Annotated in this window: 21 protein-coding genes; all 21 read right to left on the bottom strand. The window is 48.0% G+C overall.

What is annotated here, in order from left to right; all coding sequences use genetic code 11:
* Window positions 1–52: 52 nt before the first annotated feature.
* The 21 genes from OGY17_RS09460 to OGY17_RS09360 all read right to left on the bottom strand — a co-directional run bounded on the left by OGY17_RS09460 (window position 53) and on the right by OGY17_RS09360 (window position 18,725).
* A complete protein-coding gene (locus OGY17_RS09460; RefSeq protein ID WP_234102791.1) occupies window positions 53–2,770 on the bottom strand; it encodes a host specificity factor TipJ family phage tail protein in 2,718 nt (905 codons plus the stop codon).
* Window positions 2,767–3,147 (bottom strand): nitrite transporter, encoded by a 381-nt coding sequence (locus tag OGY17_RS09455; RefSeq protein ID WP_286607085.1) that lies wholly within the window; start codon window positions 3,145–3,147, stop codon window positions 2,767–2,769. Before OGY17_RS09455 ends, OGY17_RS09460 begins: the two co-directional genes overlap by 4 nt.
* Window positions 3,148–3,156: 9 nt before the next feature.
* Window positions 3,157–3,639, bottom strand: a complete 483-nt coding sequence (locus OGY17_RS09450; protein WP_085396128.1) for a DUF1833 family protein — start codon at window positions 3,637–3,639, stop codon at window positions 3,157–3,159.
* Window positions 3,636–4,109 (bottom strand): hypothetical protein, encoded by a 474-nt coding sequence (locus OGY17_RS09445; protein WP_032207788.1) that lies wholly within the window; start codon window positions 4,107–4,109, stop codon window positions 3,636–3,638. The genes OGY17_RS09450 and OGY17_RS09445 overlap by 4 nt, the downstream gene beginning before the upstream one ends.
* Entirely contained in the window at window positions 4,109–6,634 is a 2,526-nt protein-coding gene (locus OGY17_RS09440) for a phage tail tape measure protein (RefSeq protein ID WP_286607079.1), read from the bottom strand. Before OGY17_RS09440 ends, OGY17_RS09445 begins: the two co-directional genes overlap by 1 nt.
* Window position 6,635: 1 nt before the next feature.
* Window positions 6,636–6,791 (bottom strand): phage tail assembly protein T, encoded by a 156-nt coding sequence (locus tag OGY17_RS23325; protein WP_423243877.1) that lies wholly within the window; start codon window positions 6,789–6,791, stop codon window positions 6,636–6,638.
* Between the two features lie 110 nt (window positions 6,792–6,901).
* Window positions 6,902–7,279: a phage tail assembly chaperone family protein, TAC gene (locus tag OGY17_RS09435; RefSeq protein WP_114675535.1), complete on the bottom strand. Its 378-nt coding sequence runs from the start codon at window positions 7,277–7,279 to the stop codon at window positions 6,902–6,904.
* Window positions 7,280–7,331: 52 nt separating this feature from the next.
* Window positions 7,332–7,829 carry a phage tail tube protein gene (locus OGY17_RS09430; RefSeq protein ID WP_174331500.1) on the bottom strand — a complete coding sequence of 166 codons (498 nt, stop codon included), beginning with the start codon at window positions 7,827–7,829 and terminating at the stop codon, window positions 7,332–7,334.
* A 52-nt stretch (window positions 7,830–7,881) separates the two neighbouring features.
* Window positions 7,882–8,247: a DUF3168 domain-containing protein gene (locus tag OGY17_RS09425; protein WP_286607073.1), complete on the bottom strand. Its 366-nt coding sequence runs from the start codon at window positions 8,245–8,247 to the stop codon at window positions 7,882–7,884.
* The gene (locus OGY17_RS09420) at window positions 8,244–8,729 is read right to left on the bottom strand and encodes an HK97-gp10 family putative phage morphogenesis protein (protein WP_048231623.1); all 486 of its coding nucleotides are present in this window, start codon (window positions 8,727–8,729) and stop codon (window positions 8,244–8,246) included. The genes OGY17_RS09425 and OGY17_RS09420 overlap by 4 nt, the downstream gene beginning before the upstream one ends.
* On the bottom strand, window positions 8,722–9,054 hold the full coding sequence (locus OGY17_RS09415; RefSeq protein ID WP_099530398.1) for a phage head closure protein: 333 nt from the start codon (window positions 9,052–9,054) through the stop codon (window positions 8,722–8,724). Before OGY17_RS09415 ends, OGY17_RS09420 begins: the two co-directional genes overlap by 8 nt.
* A 2-nt stretch (window positions 9,055–9,056) precedes the next feature.
* Complete coding sequence (locus OGY17_RS09410; RefSeq protein WP_033807316.1) at window positions 9,057–9,251, bottom strand: hypothetical protein; 195 nt, start codon at window positions 9,249–9,251, stop codon at window positions 9,057–9,059.
* 70 nt (window positions 9,252–9,321) lie between these two features.
* A complete protein-coding gene (locus OGY17_RS09405; RefSeq protein ID WP_099530400.1) occupies window positions 9,322–9,648 on the bottom strand; it encodes a head-tail connector protein in 327 nt (108 codons plus the stop codon).
* Window positions 9,645–10,529, bottom strand: a complete 885-nt coding sequence (locus OGY17_RS09400) for a phage gp6-like head-tail connector protein (RefSeq protein WP_286607035.1) — start codon at window positions 10,527–10,529, stop codon at window positions 9,645–9,647. The genes OGY17_RS09405 and OGY17_RS09400 overlap by 4 nt, the downstream gene beginning before the upstream one ends.
* Entirely contained in the window at window positions 10,526–11,878 is a 1,353-nt protein-coding gene (locus tag OGY17_RS09395; protein WP_286607034.1) for a phage portal protein, read from the bottom strand. The genes OGY17_RS09400 and OGY17_RS09395 overlap by 4 nt, the downstream gene beginning before the upstream one ends.
* Before the next feature lie 202 nt (window positions 11,879–12,080).
* Entirely contained in the window at window positions 12,081–14,018 is a 1,938-nt protein-coding gene (locus OGY17_RS09385; protein WP_286607030.1) for a phage major capsid protein, read from the bottom strand.
* A 58-nt stretch (window positions 14,019–14,076) separates the two neighbouring features.
* Entirely contained in the window at window positions 14,077–15,735 is a 1,659-nt protein-coding gene (locus tag OGY17_RS09380) for a terminase large subunit (protein ID WP_286607029.1), read from the bottom strand.
* Window positions 15,736–15,738: 3 nt separating this feature from the next.
* Entirely contained in the window at window positions 15,739–16,197 is a 459-nt protein-coding gene (locus OGY17_RS09375) for a terminase small subunit (RefSeq protein ID WP_286607028.1), read from the bottom strand.
* A gap of 134 nt (window positions 16,198–16,331) precedes the next feature.
* Window positions 16,332–16,700 (bottom strand): HNH endonuclease, encoded by a 369-nt coding sequence (locus tag OGY17_RS09370; RefSeq protein WP_286607027.1) that lies wholly within the window; start codon window positions 16,698–16,700, stop codon window positions 16,332–16,334.
* Window positions 16,693–17,286: a hypothetical protein gene (locus OGY17_RS09365; protein WP_286607026.1), complete on the bottom strand. Its 594-nt coding sequence runs from the start codon at window positions 17,284–17,286 to the stop codon at window positions 16,693–16,695. Before OGY17_RS09365 ends, OGY17_RS09370 begins: the two co-directional genes overlap by 8 nt.
* A complete protein-coding gene (locus OGY17_RS09360) occupies window positions 17,268–18,725 on the bottom strand; it encodes a glycosyltransferase family 2 protein (RefSeq protein WP_286607025.1) in 1,458 nt (485 codons plus the stop codon). The genes OGY17_RS09365 and OGY17_RS09360 overlap by 19 nt, the downstream gene beginning before the upstream one ends.

Below are 18,725 nucleotides of genomic sequence, written 5' to 3'. Positions count from 1 at the left end.
ATGAGCCTCATAAGAAAAAACCCGCCGAGGCGGGTATCTTTAATTATTTAGATTAAGCTACATCGCCGGGATAAACGGCATTGTCGTACTGATAGAAGGAGTCGCGATATTCTTTTGCAGTTACCTGGCATGTCCCATCAGATTGAGGCGCTATCTCTGAAATGATACCGCTATATCCTACACGTGAAGATTCGCAGAATATTAAACGTGGTGGTTCTATTGTAGGGTTGTTAAGCGTGATATTACTGAACTCTGGTTGTTCAGGCACCGATAATTCATTATCTCCAATTCTGGTGGCAACGAGCAAACCGGAAGCCGAACCATCCTGATAGCGAATCAGGGCTCTTGGGTTTGTAAATGACCAGTCGAGAGGTTCAGATACCGTTACAGTCGTTACACTGTTACTAGTGCTCATAGCCTCAATCAACGTGCTTATTGTTTTGCTGCCTGGAATATCATCAGTAAAGATAATCCTGTCACCAACGTTATAGCAGAGAGCATCCATTTCCGTTGTAGTCGTGTGAGTAAGACGTTGCTGTCGATACTTCATCAGTCTTCGCATACCTATCTGATAAGCGCGGTCCTGATCAAGAACACCATCAAGCGTATAGTCCTCAGTCTTTACCGGAGTAGGGTTATCTGATGTTCTGCACTGCACCGTCTCTTCAGCCCATGTAGTGCCGTTGATATACGTAACATCCACACCATCATAGTCATCTTCTGACGGAGCAACGAAAGCAGTCTGAAGCTGATCAGTCATCTCCTGTGGGCTGATTATTCCCGTCCACGTTTTCACACCTTCCCTTGCTACAGATGCCAGACCATCGGTAAGAAGGAAGTAGCTTTTCCCTGCATTTGTCACCTTCTGAAGCATCTCCAGCGCAGAAACAGAATCCGTGGTGGCATAGTCAAAGAATTCACTGCCAGGGGTCCAGTAAGAAGTTTCTAGTGAGTCAATAGCTTCATGGTCCATCGCAAGCCCTAACTCATTACCTATATGATACAGAGCCCCAGAAATGCTCCTTGACACACCAGAATCATAAATTCGTGTGGCGACAACATTTACGCGGCGATCTGACTGCGCTGCAAGTTTACCGCCCGTTTCCACGTTAACAGCCATTGTGGTGACGCCAGAATAAGATGTCGGCCGAGACAACAAACGTCCTCGTAATGACTGCCAGTACATATTATCACGACTGTTATCCTGACCCTGCTCGTTCGTGCGGCGAGCTCTGACCTCTACCAGCGCAGGCGCATCCAGCGTGACTCGTTCGGTGAATCCCAGTCCATTGATATTCTGCAGGTAGTACGATCCGGTTTTACTTATCCACCCGACGCCTGAACCATATGGCCGGTACTGAATCTCCCACTTCACCTCACGGTATTGTTTGTTCCCTTTTTTGTTATACCCACAAATTCCGTTTGGGAAGAAGAAGTTTACTTCGAACATATCAACAACTTCATTTTCTGGGCACGCCAGAAAAGGTCCCATCCAACTATCGTTCTCATTTAAACCGTTGGCTTCAAAATCAAGAACTGTGCGCGGTGAAAATCCAGGCCATGACGGATCAACGCTGCCATCAATAACCCGCTCCAGAGTTACAGAACTACCATCTATCTCAAGAATCTTATATTCGCTTCCGGAATGGGAAACAGATAGCCTGACATAACCCTCAGGAATCCCGGTGAACGGAGTCCCGGTAGCGCTATCGTAAGCGAGGGTTATTGATGCGGTAATCACATCTTCGCCGACTGGTTCAGAGTGAGGTATAAAATCAGCAATGAATAGTTGGTAATCAATGCTGTTGTACCAGAGAGTTACAGGCATCCCAATATAAGGAGCTATTTCCTCAAGCGTGTCACTGGTAATTCTGCTGTAAGCACCATCATTAGTTACCACATAGGAATCAGGAACAATTAACTCAACAATTGCACCAACAGTCCAGGTATCTGGAAGGTCATTTGTTGTTTCATCTCCATCATCCGTGCTCAGCCCATTAAATGTTATTGTCGGTCCGGAAACGGTTAGCGAATTAGCAACAACATCTTCCGTGTCTGGCGCGGTTTGCGCCATATCAAGACCAGAACCAGATGCGGTTCCCCCAACCTCTGTGGAATTGAACCAGTTTTCTGATCGTTGATCTCCACTAACGTTTTGCCCGGGTTGATACACTGTGTAGTTAAACCCATCGCCAAGAGAGGCAATAGGGGTTGACCCTACACGAATATCGCCATCCCCAAATGAAAAACGCCCTCTCCCCATAACAACGAACATTTCAACTGTCATTACCGTTGGGTCATCAACTGAGAATCTTGTTACAGGCTGCACTGCATAGTCAGGATAAATACGGCTTCGGCCAAATAACTCACGTATCGGGTCGCCCAATTTTGCGTTATTCGCTTTAGCAGGATTTACATCAAGAGGGTTTCCCGTTCCTGATGAATAACCGCCAAGGTCACCAACACCAGGAGCAAAGAAAAGAGCATACGCGACTGATGCAACTGATACAGCAACGGCAATCCAGGCAAGAGCTACAGCGCCATAAGGGACAGGGTAAATTCTGACATCACTGTCTGATTTGATAGCAAATTCAAACCATGCCTGAGGCGGTATGTTCTCTCCATCAACATCAACAGTGATCGGGTGCTTCATATCAGGCTTATAACCCTGAACGTTCTTCACAAGCCACTGATGGATAGTTACTGCGCCATGTTCATGAGTTTCGAGTGGCTCGCCAGGCAGCCGTGAAGGATAAATTCTGATAGTCACTTCCAGAACTCCACTTTGACAAAACGACGTTTGAAACGCGAGACAGGAAGGAAGGTAACGTTCACTCCTGGGTTGCACTCTGCGACATGCAGATGGCCGTTAATTTCAACAACTACACCAACATGAGTAACGGTTGACCCGGAATAACAGGCGGCACCGGCACCAATACACGGCTCGCATTTTTCCAATGAAAGCATGAGCTTTCTGGCCTCTCGGTTTAAACCTCCGTCGTCTTTTGTTATACCTGCAAAATCTGGCCACAGTGGCAGCCTAAGGTCTTTTCGTACCTCGTTCACTATGCCGAAGCAGTCAAGTTCAGGATAAGTGCGACCGCCCTTCTGCCATATGACAGAAAGGTATTTATCAGTATTGAACATTGTTGCTCCTTAACTCATGTAACGAAGGCCGGGGTAATACGGGAGGGTGTATCGGTGGCGCGGCCATGCGGTATCAAGAACGTTCATATATCCGGCAGTAATCTGCGCCTGCGTGGATGTCCACGACCCGCTTTTAATTGCCAGCGTGTACGGCACAGATGCCGGAGCACTGAGGTCCGTGGAGACATAGTTACGATAGGTCAGCGATGCCTCTGAAAGGTTATCCAGAGCATTGCGTATGGCGGTGGAAGTAATCCCGTCTATGTTATCAATGGCAAACTGCAAATCTTGTGTACCATCGCTGTTTCTTGCTGGAAGGGCAATGTCGATAGCCGCGGCCTGAAAGGTTACCACCTCGCCACTTTCGGTTGTTGCGGTGATGTCATCGAAGCCTTTACAAAGATAATAAACACCAGTACCGATATTTATTTGCAGGGTTTCGATGATCACCTCTTCCCCGGATGAGGCATACAGCCTATTTAGAATCGTCATGGCTCAGGCCACTCCCTGTTAAGCGCAATATCAATGATGCTGCTGTTGATAATGTAATCAGGAAAATCAGCCCAGCCAGGAGCCAGAACAGGCCTTTCCCACAATTCCAACGTGGCCGTGTAGCGCCAGTAGTTTCCGCCTTCAATTGTCGGCCCCTCATAGATATCCACGAAACGACAGACATAAACATCGACAACGCCTAACGGAGATCGAAGAGGCATGTTAAACCAGTCAGCGCCATCCTTAATGGTGTCCCTGAACCATACCTCAAATAGTTGAGCTTCCGGGTCCGTAAGCAGCCATGCAACCGAGGCCTGAGTTGGCGTTGAAGTATATAATCGCCTCTGCCTCGCCCTGCCGGATGTGAGTTCGGTTCTCAGTAATGGGCTAACTGGCTTTAACCCGAACCCTTCCTGCAATGGAACAGGAAGGTAATCATTCGGATAGTTAATGCTGGTCGTTTTAGCCATTAACCAGTTCTCCTGTTAGTGTTCCAGCGCATCATTGCCTTCGAAATGTCACCTTTCCCACTGGCAAGGTCGCTGGCTGCCTGTTGATATCCAAGTTTTGCCCCCTCTGCCGTGGCTTGCTTCATCATGGAGATCTGAGTATCAGACGGATCACCGTTAACATTCATGTTAATAACGGGAGAGAAGCTTGCTCCGCTGGTTGATTGTTGATTTACTCTGTCCAGTGTTTCATCAAGCTTTGCTGACGTCTGAGAGGTCACAACTCGCTCACCTTTCTGGAGCAACCATGTTCCTGTTTCCGGGACGCTATCAATACCATTGTGCGCCATACCTGTCAGGGCAGAAGTACCAACTGCTGCAACAAGTGGGGCAGTTACTGCCGCAGCTGTTGCCATCGCTGCAGGTGCAAGCGCGGGACCAACGATAGGAATTGCCGCTGTCGATGCGTATGCTGCGATTTGAGCCTGCAAAGATGATGCCTGTGCGTTTGCCAGCATTGATGCCGCTGCGCTTGCCTGAGTGGATTTACCTACCAGCAATTGCACTGCCTGATATACCAGCCATTGCGCCGCCATATCAGAAAGGGTTTTAATGATTGTTTCACCAAGACCAGAGAAAATATTACTGAAGAAATCACCTAAATCTTCTGCACCGTGCACAAGGTCATTAAGGTTGTCAGAAATAACCGAGGTTGCTCCACCAAGAATAGAAGTCATCGCATCTGCAGCAGTCTGGTAATAATCAGCTGATTTATCAGCATAATCATTCAACGCGTCCATTATCCCGCTTTGCCAGTCGCCCATCTGAGCATCAGACTTTTTGTAGTAGTCCTCCTGAATATCAAGACGGTCATCAAGCGCCTGCTGTAACGCTGCCGTTTCCTGGTCATAAAGCGATTTGCTTATATCACCACTTTGGTACTGTTTCTGTAGATCTTGCTGCCTGTCGAGAAAACTACGCTGGATATCCAGCAATTCCTTCATGCGCTGGCGAGTCTTGTCTCCCATACCTGCGCCGATAAAATCAGAATCATTAGCTGCCTGGTCATTCTGATTTTGCTTACGTAAATTAGCGGTAAATTCGACAAGTTTCAGATTTTCTTCGTTGGCTTTTTTAAGTGAGTTGAGGCGATCTATCTCAGTAGCAAGTTGCTCAAGTCGCTCTTTCTGAGCTGCATTAATTCCTGTTAATTTCCCAGATGTAAAATCAAAACGCAGCTTCTCAAGCTCGGTTACCTGCTGATTCTTTTTGCCAGTTGTGTCAATCAGCGCTATCTGACGCTGATAGCTCATTTCCAGAGACTTAAAAGCTGACTCCAGTTTTCTGGCCCCGGAATCTGGAGATGCTTTCCCGTTAGTTTCTCCTGAGCCTAAGGAATAATTTTTGCTGGAAGAAGAAGGCGCACCTACAGTGGCCTGACTGAGAGGAAGATTATTACCGGCTTTCATGATGGACAGTCGGCGTTCTAATTGCGCTATTTCAGCTTTTTTCCCGTCAACGTCCATACCAATTCGGTTAAAGCTGGCAAGGAACCCCTGATCTTCTACATCAGCTTTAAGATTGTTGAGGCGGCGCTCTATATCAGTTACAGATGCGTTGTCACCTACAGCCTTACCGCCTTTGTACAGGTCAATTAGCTTCCCTGCTTCAGCACCAACTTTAACAAGCCAGGTCGCGAGATCAACAACACCACCAACCAGGTCTGTCAAACCCTGAATAACCTGAGGATCTTTGAATACATCCCCCATGTCAGTAATCGCGTTCTGTAACCCTGACAGGTCAACATTGGCCAGGCCGGTGGCAATCTCAATTTTTACACCGTTTACCTGTGTCTCCATGTCCTCAAACAGGGAGTTTACTTTTACCAGTTTTTCGATATCAGCATCGTCAGGGGCAACGCCAAACTGTTTTGCCGCGTCCATGTACTGACGAAGTTTTTCTCCTCCCTGATCAAGCAATGGGAGAAGCTTGGAAAGGTCGTTACCAAGACTTTCAAGGATTGTGGTCTTTTCAGCGTTTGTTTTAATCTTTCCGAGCGCATTGCTGATAGCCAGCAACTGCTTATCTGGTGATTCACTGGCTAATTTCTTAGCCGATAATCCGAGTGCATTCAGAGCATCTACCGCCTCACCAGATTTATTCAGTACAGCATCGCCAATTTTATCGCCAATGTCCTTGAAGATATCGGCCATCTGGTCGCCGGATACGCCAGCTTTTTCAGCTGCATACTGCCAGGCAAGCAAAGATTGTGTAGACATATTGAGCGACTTAGCCCAACGGTCGGTTTCGGTAATCTGCTTTGAGGTTGTTTTTAGCAGGTTGTAACCGGCTACTCCGACACCGATAGCTGCTGCACTTGCTGCGGTTGCAAAACCAGTAAATGCTACTGCGGCTGCTTTTGCATCGGCCTGAACCTGTTTGCGCCATTTTTGAGATGCCCGTTCAGCCTGGCTTAAACCAGATACAAATCCACCAACCTTGGCCACAAGATCAATGGTCAGCGTTCCAAGGGATTTACCAGCCATGCTATGTCCACTCCTGCATAGCCTGCTCCAGTGTAATGGAAGGCTCGTTAATGTGTGGTGTGAAGTCTGTTACTTTGAAGGAGGGGGAATCTTTTCCACGGTTGACGTTAGCCAGCACAGAAGAAATAAGGCCAGCGGCCCACTCAGTACGCATCATTCCGTTAAGGCTACCGTACTTTTGACGGTAAAGAACCCAGTCGCGATACTCTGTAACGCTAACGCGTTCTTTTGCTTCAGCAATGGTGCGACCGCCGATCCCGTTGAGAACTAATTCACACCAGAATTCGTCTTCTGCGCTGAGTTCGTCTTTCCCAGGTCGTTAACCTGCTGAATAGCGACAAGTAGAGCGACGGTAAGGTTTCCGTCGAGCGCACCGCGCTCAGGGTCTGCTTCACCAGTAATGTCAGCAACAGTAAAAACAGGATTCCCGTTCTCATCACAAATGGATGATGCGATACGTCCGGCAACACCATCAATCTTTCCCGCGGCTGACAGAACAGTAGATACTGCGTCGTGATAACCCATAGGTCGGATATAAACGGTAGCGGTAATTTCCTTATCACCCTGCTTCCAGGTAATCTCCTTCTCAACAGGTCTCCCAGTGAATGCACCAGCCTGTTTTAATGAATCCAGAGTCAGTTTCATTTATTACTCTCTTATTGCGGGGTTGCCCCCGCTAGTTGGCAGATTATTACGTTTAGCTGGTTGGCTGTGCTTTAGGAACCCAGACGCCCTGGCCGGAACGCTGAATAGTCGCGGAAGTCTGAACTACCGTATTGGCCTGAAAATCAAACGGGAAATCTGATACATAACCCTGGAATACATACCAGGTACGGGTATCTGGAAGAGACAGACCATCAACTGCATCAGGGTCACCGGCTGTTGCAGCTGTAGGATCTGCAGTACCATCGGCCCAGCCTATAGCGAAGGTCAGGTTGGTCTGGTCGCTTGATTCAGCCAGGTTGCTCAGCATTACGTGACTGGCGTTTGCCGGGTCGGCGTTAAGAGCAACGGTTGCCTGACCCGGGGTGCGCAGCCCTTTTTTATAAGAACGAGTATTGGTTTCGCTCAGACAGGTATCTTCAATTTGATCTGCTGGGCTACTACCTGGTGAGAATGAAGTAATACATTCAACTTCACTAACCACGCCGTTATTCAGAACGTACATCTGAGTGCCTTGAGTCACTACTGACATAATTATCTCCGGGTATAAAAAAACCGGCTCAAGGCCGGTTGTGGTAGGTTTGTTATCTGCTGACTATCCAGTCAACATCGAAGGAATAGCGATACCTGAGCGTCTCAGGGTCTCGCGTCTGGTTTCCCCACCTGACTATATTGGCTTTTACCTCAATAGCGTTGCGCATGGCTTTAGCTACAGCAATGGTCTCATCAGGGGTATCAGCATAGATATCAACCTGAAGCGAATACATGTCCGCATCTGGTCGTTGATTGAGAAAATTTTCAGGAGAGCCGCTTATGTTCTGCCAGACGGCGTATGGATAAACAACGTTATCGTCCTGAATGCTGAAAGGGTAAATTCTTACCGGATTGCTTCCGAGTAAGGCAGTGACTTCAGGACTCGACGCGCAAACAGGAAAAATAGGAGCAATCATGCCGTCTCTCCTTTCTTCTGCGCTCGTTTGATAGCTCGGTCAATCCCCGCTTCGTAGTTAACAGAGAAGGTGTTGAAAACCTCTATCAGCCTGGAATTTGCAGCAGCACGAACGAGCGGTTTTGCTGCCATCTTTTCAGTGCCAAACTCAAGAAGACGCCAGTGAGGAGTGGGGGCATCTTTCGCAGTGCTTGGGTGCTTTTTTAGTACGGCGCCCTGAAGAATGCCTATCCTGAAGGCAAGATCACCGGTTTGTTTAAACATACGACCATTCCAGCGCAACGCAGCGTTATCAGCAATGCTACGTGCGGTGTGAGGATCGTCGAGCCGCTCTGCGTTTCTCTTTATCTGAGTTACGATAACGTTTCCCGCCTTCCTCAGTGCGGAGCGCCCTGTTTTGCGCTTAGTTTCCGTGGTAATGGCTTCTAACTTACCAAGCAGGGAATCTACACCTTCAAGTTTAAACTCAATGCTGTCAGCCATCCTTAACCCCCTCTGAGCACGGAAGCGTGAGATATTCAAGTCCACTATCAGGGTCAGGAAGAATCCCCTCAATGCTGTAGATTTTGCCACGGAAAAGAATACGGTCTTTCTCCTGGATATCTTCCCGGTATCGGATAGTGATTCTGGCCGTTACTTTTACGTTTGATGCCTGGGCTGTAATGAAATCCCTGACCGAAGAGGCAACCACGCTACCCCACACATCTGCAAGGTCATTCCAGGTGTATTCCATTGCACCAGTAGTAGGTGACTGGATAGCGGTTCTCCGCTGAATGGTGACGCGGTGGCGCAATTTTGCAAATTCCACAATTACCTCGGCTTGCCATCAAGATAGGTTTGCGGTGGCAACTCATCGTCAATTTCATCAACGAGTGTTTTTGCAATCAGAGATATCAGTGTTTCATCAGCCTGAGCCAGACGGTTTATCGCTTCTGCCTGTTTCAGTTGAGACGTTGCCAGCGCTTTCAGTGCCGCCGTTAGTTCGTTTACCTGCTGCTCGTTCATAGGCAATCCTCGTCCACTTTTTAACCCACTCGCGCCGTCTGGCACATCCTGCGCATGCCATACCTGCCCCTTAAATAATTGTCGGCTTACGGAGGTCGTAAATCAGCATTGATACAGAAAAAGGAAGTTCCCCCTGTTTCAACTTTTCTTCTTCTTCGCCGCCGCGGTTACGGTCAAGATAGCCAAGAAGAACCAGCAGGGCCGTCTGAACGCGAGTAAGCGGTTCACCATCAATAAGCTTTCCTGATTCATCAACGACTAACGCTCGACTTCCCTGAATGTAGGAGAGTATTGCTGCGCTGCCGCCCTGAATTTTTAAGGTAAGGTCTGAATCTCCGTAATTGTCGTCAATACGGAGATGCAACTTAGCCTCTTCGAGCGTCACCAGTTCAATCATTGCTTATCCCTCAGGTCACGTCCCTTCTTGACAGCAAGCGTCCATCCCTTAGAACCTGGTTCACCAGGCTTATCGGTTGTAGTTTCGTTGCAATGCCACATGGAACCACCCCATGTGACTGTATCGCCAGGCTGATATTCGGTACCAGATTTAAATACATCACGATAGATAGTTACCGGGATATCAAAAGACTTAACTTCAAAAGTACCGCTTGCTCTTTCGAGAGAAATTGTGAAGGTTCGCTGGTTCTCTTGTTTGACATCAACGCCCGACACGCCGTCAACAATACATTCCCAGCCCCGCATGCCGTGCGTCTTTTCATGGGAACGCCAAAGGCCACCTTTGTGAGTCGCATAAGTACCGCGCGGATAGCTTTTCTTCTCGTCAATGAATGGTTCAAGCTCTATTGCAAGAGCGTCACGACCATTGGAACCAGGTTCAGGAACAGGAATCTTTGACAACAAATCCTGAGCGAGCTTTTCAACATCAACCGGCTCAGGAATTAGCGCATTAACTACCTCTTCGACAAGTGGACGAAGATCATCAACCGTGACGCTTTTACCATCCTTGGGCACTGGGATTGATTCAAAAGCCTGCTTCACCGCGCTTTCGGCAGCATCGGCGATAATCTGGTTCAAGTCTGGTAGTTCTGGTGCCTTCGGTAATTCAATTTCACTTACAGCATCAGCAACCATTTTGGATACATCTGGTAGTTCTACTGACTGGGGTTCTGGAATTGACTGACGAACCTCTTCCAGTTGCTTCTCCAGATTACCAGCTGTTTTCTCCAGCGCTTGCTGAAAGTTATCTGCCATTTTTTGAATGGCTAATCCAAACTCTTCGCCAAGCGCTTTAATCAGGGATAATTCACGTTCATTCATTTTGTTAATAATCCTCTGAGCATTGATTTCGCCGCGAAAAGTTCTGTTTCGCTTAACGCCTTTCCACTTTCGTCTACTGGCTCTGGCGATGGCTGCATCTGTTGCTGTCCTTTTCCGAACGGGTCATCTGATGCATCGCGTTTGGCCAGTGCTGCCAGGCTGAAGTTTTGCTGCTGCAGGAAGAGAGAATCACCACCTTCAACAGGAGGAAGGTTTTCACTTTTGCGGGCTTCGTTTGGTGTAAGAATGGTGTTTTTGACGCCATCACCCAACGCTTTCATCCTGCGTTCGCTGTCCATGCGTAATAGTGCGCCGATATCAAGCTCAACCCGCTTTTTTACACCAAGCTCGAAAGCTTCTTTCAGGAGTGACTCGATAGACTCAATCAGCACCTGCAAGCACTGTGAGTAATATTGTTGCTCAAGTGCTTCAACGTTGTCAGAGCTGGGTATTTCTCCTACGCCAGCCTTATAAGCAGGAACATGAAAGGCGGAACAGATAGCGAGATCAGAGAGTTTCTGTTGTTCAACAGTATCAGCATCAACAGCTGACATAGTCAGTGCCTGATATGCTGCGCCACCGGAAAGAAGACCTGTTTTTCCTGCGTTTTCACCAGTGTAACCTGCGTCCCATGCTGCTTTAATTTCTTTAGCCTTTTCAGCATCAAGAGAGCCAGGCACAGTGATGATACCGCTTGGCTTACCACCGTTTTTAAAGAAGTGTGCTGAACTCTCCTGGATATGTTTCCCCTGCATCGCCGCTATTCCGCATGCGTAGATGGGAGAAATACCAATCAGAGGATGAAATAGACAGTTAAAGCGGTCGTGAATTATTTCTCGTGCAGGAACGGTTACTTGTGTCGGCAAACCACTAATCTGGTCAGGACTGATTTGGTAAAAGACAGCCCCGTCATCAGCGACCAACGGGATGACCTTGTCCGGATCAAGAATGCGAAGTTCTGTAATTTTCCCGGCATTATTTTTTACCTTCATCACGTAGGTGTTACCGCGTGAAAGTTTAGAATTCATCCACGTTTCAAAGAACTGAATCGTGTTCTGGAACTGGTTTGGTTTAGCGATCAGAGTGTCGAAACTGGCATCAGAAACATCCTTCCAGATACCGTTAGAATCCTTTGACTGAATAGCAGGTGACATCTTAGAAATGTCACTGGCTATCAATGTAATACAGGAAAACACTGCATAGTAAGAAAGAACCGTTTCATTCCTGACCTCCATATTTCTTTGCCATGCGCCTGCAAATGGCTCACGGACAAAAGAAAAAATAGGAGTCCATACGCTGGATGGTGGTTGCTGTAGTGCTTTTTCTTTCCGTCTAAAAGGGTTCCACATCAGCCATTCTCCGCGTTATCTTTTTTGTTTTTACGCACCCCTGCTTTTTTGCCGGTTACGTATTCCGCTTTTTTCAGCAGAACCAGCACCTTTGCGCACTGGTCATTCACATTTTTCTCATCACCTGGCAATGAGTCATGTGTACGCTGAAGGTATCTGATTTTTGCCATCTAAAATGGCGGGGTTTCCCCCGCCCTCCTGTTTAGCTGGTCTGCCCGGAAGAGTAGTTAACGCCACTGATCACTGCCACAGCTGCAGTACGTCGACGTTTCCAGTTAATCCAACGTTCTGCACGGATGGCTACGCTGTTTGTCTGCCACATGGAAACCAGTTCGACAGCCGTTGGTGTGACACTATCGCCCGTAGGCTCTGATTCCATTTCCAGAGAAGCTTCAGTGGACATATCAACAGCAACACCGCCTTCATCAGCGAGATAGATATCTGGAGCGTTCATCAGGATCAGTTGATTTCCGACATACTGAGAAACGATAGCTGGGAGGCCTTCAAACGTTCCACCAAACATTGTCATGTCTGGATACTCTTTTTGCCCAAGGGCGTTTTTACGCTTGGAGATGGCCAGGGCTGTTGAGCTGGACATCAACCACACAGCACCAGTAGGTTGCAGGTTTGCATTAATAAAAACTTCAAAGGCCGCAGTGCTATCTGCATCAGGATCGCCGGTGCTTGGAATTGTTGTCGCACCGTTAGTAATAGATGCTGGAGAAATTCCGGAAACTTCTGCTTTCGCTGGATCTACAAAATCAGTGTCCAGACGGGCAATGACAGATTCAGCAAGCGAGTTTCGAACCAAAATATCCGCTTTTGGATTGGAGAATCGAATAAGCTCTTCGGTAAGAACCGAAATGGCCGCAACTTTCGAGAAACCAAAAGTGATATTTGAGAAATCAAATTTGGTAAGTGGTTTTGCCTTACCCTGGCCAACCCATTGCGCTGCACCACCGGAAGTCTGAACCGGAATACGAACGTTAAAAGGAACGTCGCGAAGTGAAGGAATATTACCTACACCAAACTGACCAATGATGGTTTGTGGTCGCAGGAAATCGACGAAGTCATTCGCAAAATCCTGATATTCAACTAATGCCCCGGCCCACGCTGGGTCAGTAGTTGTGCCAGCCTCTACAGCAGCCTTCAAAACATGGTGAAGCTTTGTATCTTCAGGGTATTTGCTTTTCGCAATTGAAAGCGCTTCAGATCGGACACCTTTAGCGGCAGCAAGTGCTTTTGTGAAGCGTGCCATCGCAATACCTTTTTCCAGTTTTGGAGGTACTCGAATGACTGCGGGTGCCTGATTTACAACTGTCACATCACCATTAGCTGTCTTGATTACCGGTTTTGCCGATGCAGCGATACTGGATTCCATATCGCGAAGACGACAAAGATGGTCATCAACTGCTTTAATTTCAGAAGATGTATTGTCGTACTTTTCCGTTTCTTCTGCGTCGAGAGTACGGCCTTCATCGGCGGCTTTGCTCATGATGTCGTTCAGTGAAGAGGCCAGCGCTGCACGCTTGTTTTCAAAACTTTTGATCTGTTCAGCGATATTCATCGTTGATTTTCCTTTTTGAGAAGATTTATTCGGTGCTGAGGCGCCAGCAGAATTTATGGTTTTAACTACCGGTTTCTCATTGCCGAGCGCGGCGAGTAACTGGCGGTCAAACGATTTAACGGTTTGAATCGAACATTCGGCATTCGCCGGGATCGTTACTGCAGAGACTTCAAGTAGCTCCCATTCAAGAAAATGGATTCCACCAGAGTCGAGATACGCGTATTTAATTGGCTTGAAGCCGATAGACAGGCCTTTCACAAGACCTGATTTGATTGATGCCCACGCTTCTTCAAGCCTTGCCACCAGCTGCGATGGCATGTCAGGTGTTGGCTTAACAATCTGCGCCGTGATCTGAAGCCCTTCTTTCACTTTCTTTGCAGAACAGTTCCCAATAGGTTGGGTTCTGTCATGCTGCCATAGGAAAGGGTTTTCACTGCCGAACTTCGCACCGTCAGGGTCCATAATGTCGCCGTCACGGTCAGGTGATGGTGTGGAAGCAATCCCGGTGATTATCCGTTTGTCCTCATCCACCGCTTTCACCGTCATGATCGTACATGCGCGGTCAAGCTTCATTTACTGTCCTCCAGAAACGAAAAAACCCGCCATAGCGGGTCATTAACTGATGTGTGATTTATATGAAAAATACCTGGTAATCTTTCTTTTTCGCTTCAGGATTAAGTGCCATTAGCGAAACGGCATTAAACAGGGCCATAAGGGGGTCAATTTTCCCCTTTCCGCTGGCCTGTTTGGTGATGAGGATAGCATTACCTTTTGGCTCTACTCTGGCGTTGCCTACACACCAGGCCATTAATGGCTGTCCACCATGAATAAGCACTCCCTCTGCAAGCTTGCGCTCTGTTGTCTTAATCGCACCACCAAGTCTCCAGCCCTGGCTGACACCAACCACTGAATCTTCAGGTATTTCAGCTTCTACAAGAGCATCAAGGATCTGACCGACACCAGAAGGGTCAATGCCAATTTTATCCAGCAGTTCCGCATCATTAATACGGCTGACATATTCAGCGACTTCCTCCGTGTCCTGTCCTACTCGTTTTACGATAGTCAGGTCACCGGCCTTAACGAAATCGTTGAACCTGGATTCTTCGCTTTTGCGGCGGCGCACAGCTATTTCATGCGCCCAGGCATGGCCCCATCCAATCCACTCACGGGTTTCTTTGTCACGACCAATAACGTAAAGACCAAGAAGGTCATCAAGGCCGCCTCCATCTATCCCAACTGTAGCAACCTCAGCTCGCTGAAGGATATCGCTGAATGTTACCGCCCTAATTTGCGGTTCCCAGAAATCAACACCTGCCCATCGGTCACTTCGGAGGTTCAGACCAATTTCGATATTGAGATGTTTCGCAAGGAACTGTTGTAATGTGCCGTCTGTTTTGTTCTGGTTCTTCAGAAGCTGATCGGCAATCCATTCTTCACTTACAGAACGTCCAATATTTGGATTGGTGATGTAGAAATTTTTTGGTTCAAGGTAAGCCTTGCTTTCCACCATAGAGTCAGGGAATTCATACAGGACGCCGAGTGTTTTGAGGTCATTAATTTTCCCATCTCGCACAGCTCGCCAGTAATCAAGGCGTTCTTTGAATACACCAGCAGGCGGTTCATCACTTTGCGTAGTCAGGAATATAACCCATCCTTCGTTGCGAGATACCTGACCACCAAGTGCTTCCATAAACATGGCTTCGGCATTAGCTCGCTTGCCAAACAACCAAAGCTCATCGACCAGAATGCGCCCTGACTTCTTACCTGACACCGTATCGGTGTCAGCAGCCACTACTTTGAGCGTATTACGAGTTACCCGGTGTGTGATGGTGCGGATATGGTCCTGAATCTGGAACATATCTGAAAGCTCATCATCAGCACGTATCATTCCTGCAGCGGGTTTAAAACTGTTATCAGCGACCTCTTTAGTCGGCGCGAGAATCAGGTGCTCTTCATCTTCACGCCAACACAGGATTAGCGCTGTAAGCATAATTCCTGCAGCGATGGTGGATTTTGTGTTCTTTTTCGAGATAAGCAGCCCATATTCGCGGATTAGTTGCTTACCTGTCTCAGCCTCATAGCCACCGAATATGGCATTAACGAAGTCGAATACCCATTCCTCTGAGCATTCACCAAACGTTGGCTTACCGGGCAAATCAGAAACTCGCAACTCCTTGAAGATGCCAAGTGCCTGCTCAGCCTGGTCGGGGAAAATTGGCGGAGGAATGATTGACTCACCTTTAATCAGTCGAGATACCCAGTCAGGGCAGGAAGTAGACCATTCAGGCATGGATTACCCCTTGTTATTTACGACCAGTTTAGGCGGCGTCATCGCTCCGAATTTACGAACAGCCTTTTTAGCGGCCTCATTTTTAGCGGCCTTCTTACCGGGCTCTGCGATTTTCTGGCAAACATATGGTGCAAGCTTTGCAGCGGCTTCAAGACTCAGTTTTGGGTCGACAATTATGTTGTCGCTCATTATTTTCTTCATGACTTCGATGGGGTCTTCGTATCGCGGTGGAATTTCAACATCCAGTACTTGTCCTGTTTCCGGCATACCCACTTCTTCGCAAACCCCATCAGAAAGATTTCTTACACGCTCCATATAAGTCAGAACATCTTTGTCTTTCGCTAACTGGCTACCTTTAATCTTCGCTGTCTTTTCGCTATAGCCTGCAGATTTTGCTGATTGTGTCTGGTTTTCGCCCCGCATCAGGGCATCAGCAAACTTCTTTTTTTGCCCTGTAAGCATGTCCACCTCATAGGTTTATAGGGTTAACGCAGTGGTTAACTAATCGGGTTCAGGGGAAATTTTCTGTGCGTGAGAGGGGGCGCGGTGTCCAGCGCGATCGGCGTTGACACCCACTGATACCCCCCGGTGTTTGGTCAGATAATTACGATGCCGTCTTGCGATTTATCTTTCGGCACAGAGAGCTTCAGAGCCTCACTGTCAGGTTGGTTCATTGATGCTTCGCGCGATGACTTACCTGAGTGGCAATCAATGCACAGCGTCCAGAGGTTGCTCTCATCGTTGTCACCACCGAACTGTAGTGCTATGCGGTGATCAAGCTCGCTGTCATGCAGGTCTACTACTTGATTACACATACAGCAGTGACCACCGTCGCGCACATAGATACGACGCTTAAGGTTTACCCTTGCGCTTCCACTCACTCGACGATTCTCACCATAGACAGGCTTTATTCTTCGGGTGTCGATAGCTTTCAGGCGCGGCTGTAGTGTCTTTAGCTTAGACATGTAACCTCCATGCTCTGCGGCGTTCTGTTCTTGGCTGATTGTCTCTGGCTGGTTCTACTGGCTGTCCATCAGCGTGGTCAACAAGTGAGTAGCATGGATAGACAACAGGGCCACCGTAAGCATCACCGACTGCATAGTCTGCTGCTTTATTGTGGTTCCATTTATCCAGCACTCTCTTGATATGTTGCTGAGGTACGCTGTAACAGACGCCATGAATAAGACGCGGCAATGTAATGAAGTCAGCTCTGGCCTTATCAGCTGCTATTAGCTTTGATGCTATCTCCAGTTGATACTGTGGTGGACGGCCAGTGCCTAGATAAAATGAACACAGTGCATCCGGATAACGTGCAAGCCATACAGCAATCTTTTCGCAGAAACCAGCAACTGGCATAGCATCATCTTCAAGCACTACCACACGGCATGATTGATTGGCTGCCCACTCCAGCGCGCGGCGATGATTCCAGTTAGCACCGTGATCATCAGTATCAATCATCAGGGTTGCACCAATAGATTCAGCCAAAATCAATGCCTGTTTACGGCGAACATGATGACCAATAACCACAAACATTACTTGTGGCGAAACCATGCGAACTCCTTACCGATACCATCAGTTTTAAAAATGGTATGAACCTTAGGGCCGGTAACGACTCTATTGCCAAATGACTTCGCAGCCATACCGAAAGCACCCATATCGACCAGCGCGGGGCGAGCTGTCTCCATCCTCCAGAAATGATGGCTTTCAATCAGGTAATACTGTCTGATGATCCTGTGAGCAAACTCCATTACATCGTCACGACTACCACCAAGTAGTCCAGCGTTGAGCAGCGGTTCATCAATGTGCTTCTCGATGAACTCGCTATATGCTTTGCCGTGGTGATTGGACTTCATCCATTCGTCGGCATACGTCTTATGCTCTGAGCCCACGTAAATTTTACCCGGCTGCATTTCTGCCCATGGCTCTCTAAGCATTTCGACATCGGTACCATCAGTACACCAGATAAGGCGATACTCTGGATGAGCACGCAGATACTGATAAATATGCAGCCATCGTGCGAAATACGGACTCATTGACAAAGGTGACACTTTGAAAAGGTTTGCACCTTTCGGTGCTGTATCCAATTCGTCAGCCAGTACTACTGCATCAGCGCCACGAATAGACGTTGCCCATCCCTGAACCAACTCAGGAGACGCTTTCATCCTTACCTGACGTTGTGGATCATTCTGGCTGGTCAGCAATGCCGTAATCACCACGTTGCGCTGTTTCCTGAAAGGAACATATGCGGTGTAACCGTTATCGCGTCTGTCGCTATAAATAACAGCATTAGCTTTTGCTAACGCTTCACGCTCAGGTCGGGGAATTGAACGCGCACCCTCTTCGTATTCATCCATCGAATGAATGAGCTTTTCAGAGCCCGCAACATCCGCAAACGCCCAGGTCGATAACCCTGCGTTGTGAATGCGAAGCGCCAGATCAGGATGCTCGTACATGCCACGCCCGTATACCGGATCGAAGCCGCCAACCTTATCAATGGCGCTGCGGTGGTAATAAAGCATAACGCCGCGCTGCCCGGTGTAAGCGATATGCTTATCATCCCGATATAGGACGGTCATATCGTTTATTTTTCGTGGGCCAGCCAGATCGAGAAATTGATAAGCCAGATGCGGCTCTGGAGATTCGATGTAAGGGAGATGCCAGTTATCAGCGATTGGCCATGCATCATCATCCCACAGAAAGAGATGCTCACACCCGGCGTCCACCAGCGCGGTCAGGCTGGCGTTCTTCGAAGCGACAATACCGCATGATTGGTCATGTCGAACCAGATTCACGTTATCCGGTACAACAGCGGCAGGATTTGAACCATCGTCTATCACAACCACCAGCGCACCAGATGGAAGATGCTTCATATGCTGCTCAATGGCACGCTTAAGAACTTCCGGCCTGTTATGAGTAGTTATTGCGATTCCAATTGCGGAGCGTGAAATGCTGACAGGCGCATATTGAATACCGTCTATCGTTACTTGCAT

This window comes from Citrobacter sp. Cpo126 (genome assembly GCF_030332445.1).
Classification (GTDB): Bacteria; Pseudomonadota; Gammaproteobacteria; order Enterobacterales; family Enterobacteriaceae; genus Citrobacter; species Citrobacter portucalensis.
The sequence above is the reverse complement of the archived record's forward strand: the minus strand, read 5'-3'. Positions and strand labels throughout refer to the sequence as shown.

Bases quoted from the DNA above. Each gene is read 5' to 3' on its own strand.
- OGY17_RS09455 (WP_286607085.1), bottom strand. From the start codon at position 3,147: ATGTTCAATACTGATAAATACCTTTCTGTCATATGGCAGAAGGGCGGT.
- OGY17_RS09450 (WP_085396128.1), bottom strand. From the start codon at position 3,639: ATGACGATTCTAAATAGGCTGTATGCCTCATCCGGGGAAGAGGTGATC.
- OGY17_RS09445 (WP_032207788.1), bottom strand. From the start codon at position 4,109: ATGGCTAAAACGACCAGCATTAACTATCCGAATGATTACCTTCCTGTT.
- OGY17_RS09440 (WP_286607079.1), bottom strand. From the start codon at position 6,634: ATGGCTGGTAAATCCCTTGGAACGCTGACCATTGATCTTGTGGCCAAG.
- OGY17_RS23325 (WP_423243877.1), bottom strand. From the start codon at position 6,791: ATGATGCGTACTGAGTGGGCCGCTGGCCTTATTTCTTCTGTGCTGGCT.
- OGY17_RS09435 (WP_114675535.1), bottom strand. From the start codon at position 7,279: ATGAAACTGACTCTGGATTCATTAAAACAGGCTGGTGCATTCACTGGG.
- OGY17_RS09430 (WP_174331500.1), bottom strand. From the start codon at position 7,829: ATGTCAGTAGTGACTCAAGGCACTCAGATGTACGTTCTGAATAACGGC.
- OGY17_RS09425 (WP_286607073.1), bottom strand. From the start codon at position 8,247: ATGATTGCTCCTATTTTTCCTGTTTGCGCGTCGAGTCCTGAAGTCACT.
- OGY17_RS09420 (WP_048231623.1), bottom strand. From the start codon at position 8,729: ATGGCTGACAGCATTGAGTTTAAACTTGAAGGTGTAGATTCCCTGCTT.
- OGY17_RS09410 (WP_033807316.1), bottom strand. From the start codon at position 9,251: ATGAACGAGCAGCAGGTAAACGAACTAACGGCGGCACTGAAAGCGCTG.
- OGY17_RS09405 (WP_099530400.1), bottom strand. From the start codon at position 9,648: ATGATTGAACTGGTGACGCTCGAAGAGGCTAAGTTGCATCTCCGTATT.
- OGY17_RS09400 (WP_286607035.1), bottom strand. From the start codon at position 10,529: ATGAATGAACGTGAATTATCCCTGATTAAAGCGCTTGGCGAAGAGTTT.
- OGY17_RS09395 (WP_286607034.1), bottom strand. From the start codon at position 11,878: ATGTGGAACCCTTTTAGACGGAAAGAAAAAGCACTACAGCAACCACCA.
- OGY17_RS09385 (WP_286607030.1), bottom strand. From the start codon at position 14,018: ATGAAGCTTGACCGCGCATGTACGATCATGACGGTGAAAGCGGTGGAT.
- OGY17_RS09380 (WP_286607029.1), bottom strand. From the start codon at position 15,735: ATGCCTGAATGGTCTACTTCCTGCCCTGACTGGGTATCTCGACTGATT.
- OGY17_RS09375 (WP_286607028.1), bottom strand. From the start codon at position 16,197: ATGCTTACAGGGCAAAAAAAGAAGTTTGCTGATGCCCTGATGCGGGGC.
- OGY17_RS09370 (WP_286607027.1), bottom strand. From the start codon at position 16,700: ATGTCTAAGCTAAAGACACTACAGCCGCGCCTGAAAGCTATCGACACC.
- OGY17_RS09365 (WP_286607026.1), bottom strand. From the start codon at position 17,286: ATGGTTTCGCCACAAGTAATGTTTGTGGTTATTGGTCATCATGTTCGC.
- OGY17_RS09360 (WP_286607025.1), bottom strand. From the start codon at position 18,725: ATGCAAGTAACGATAGACGGTATTCAATATGCGCCTGTCAGCATTTCA.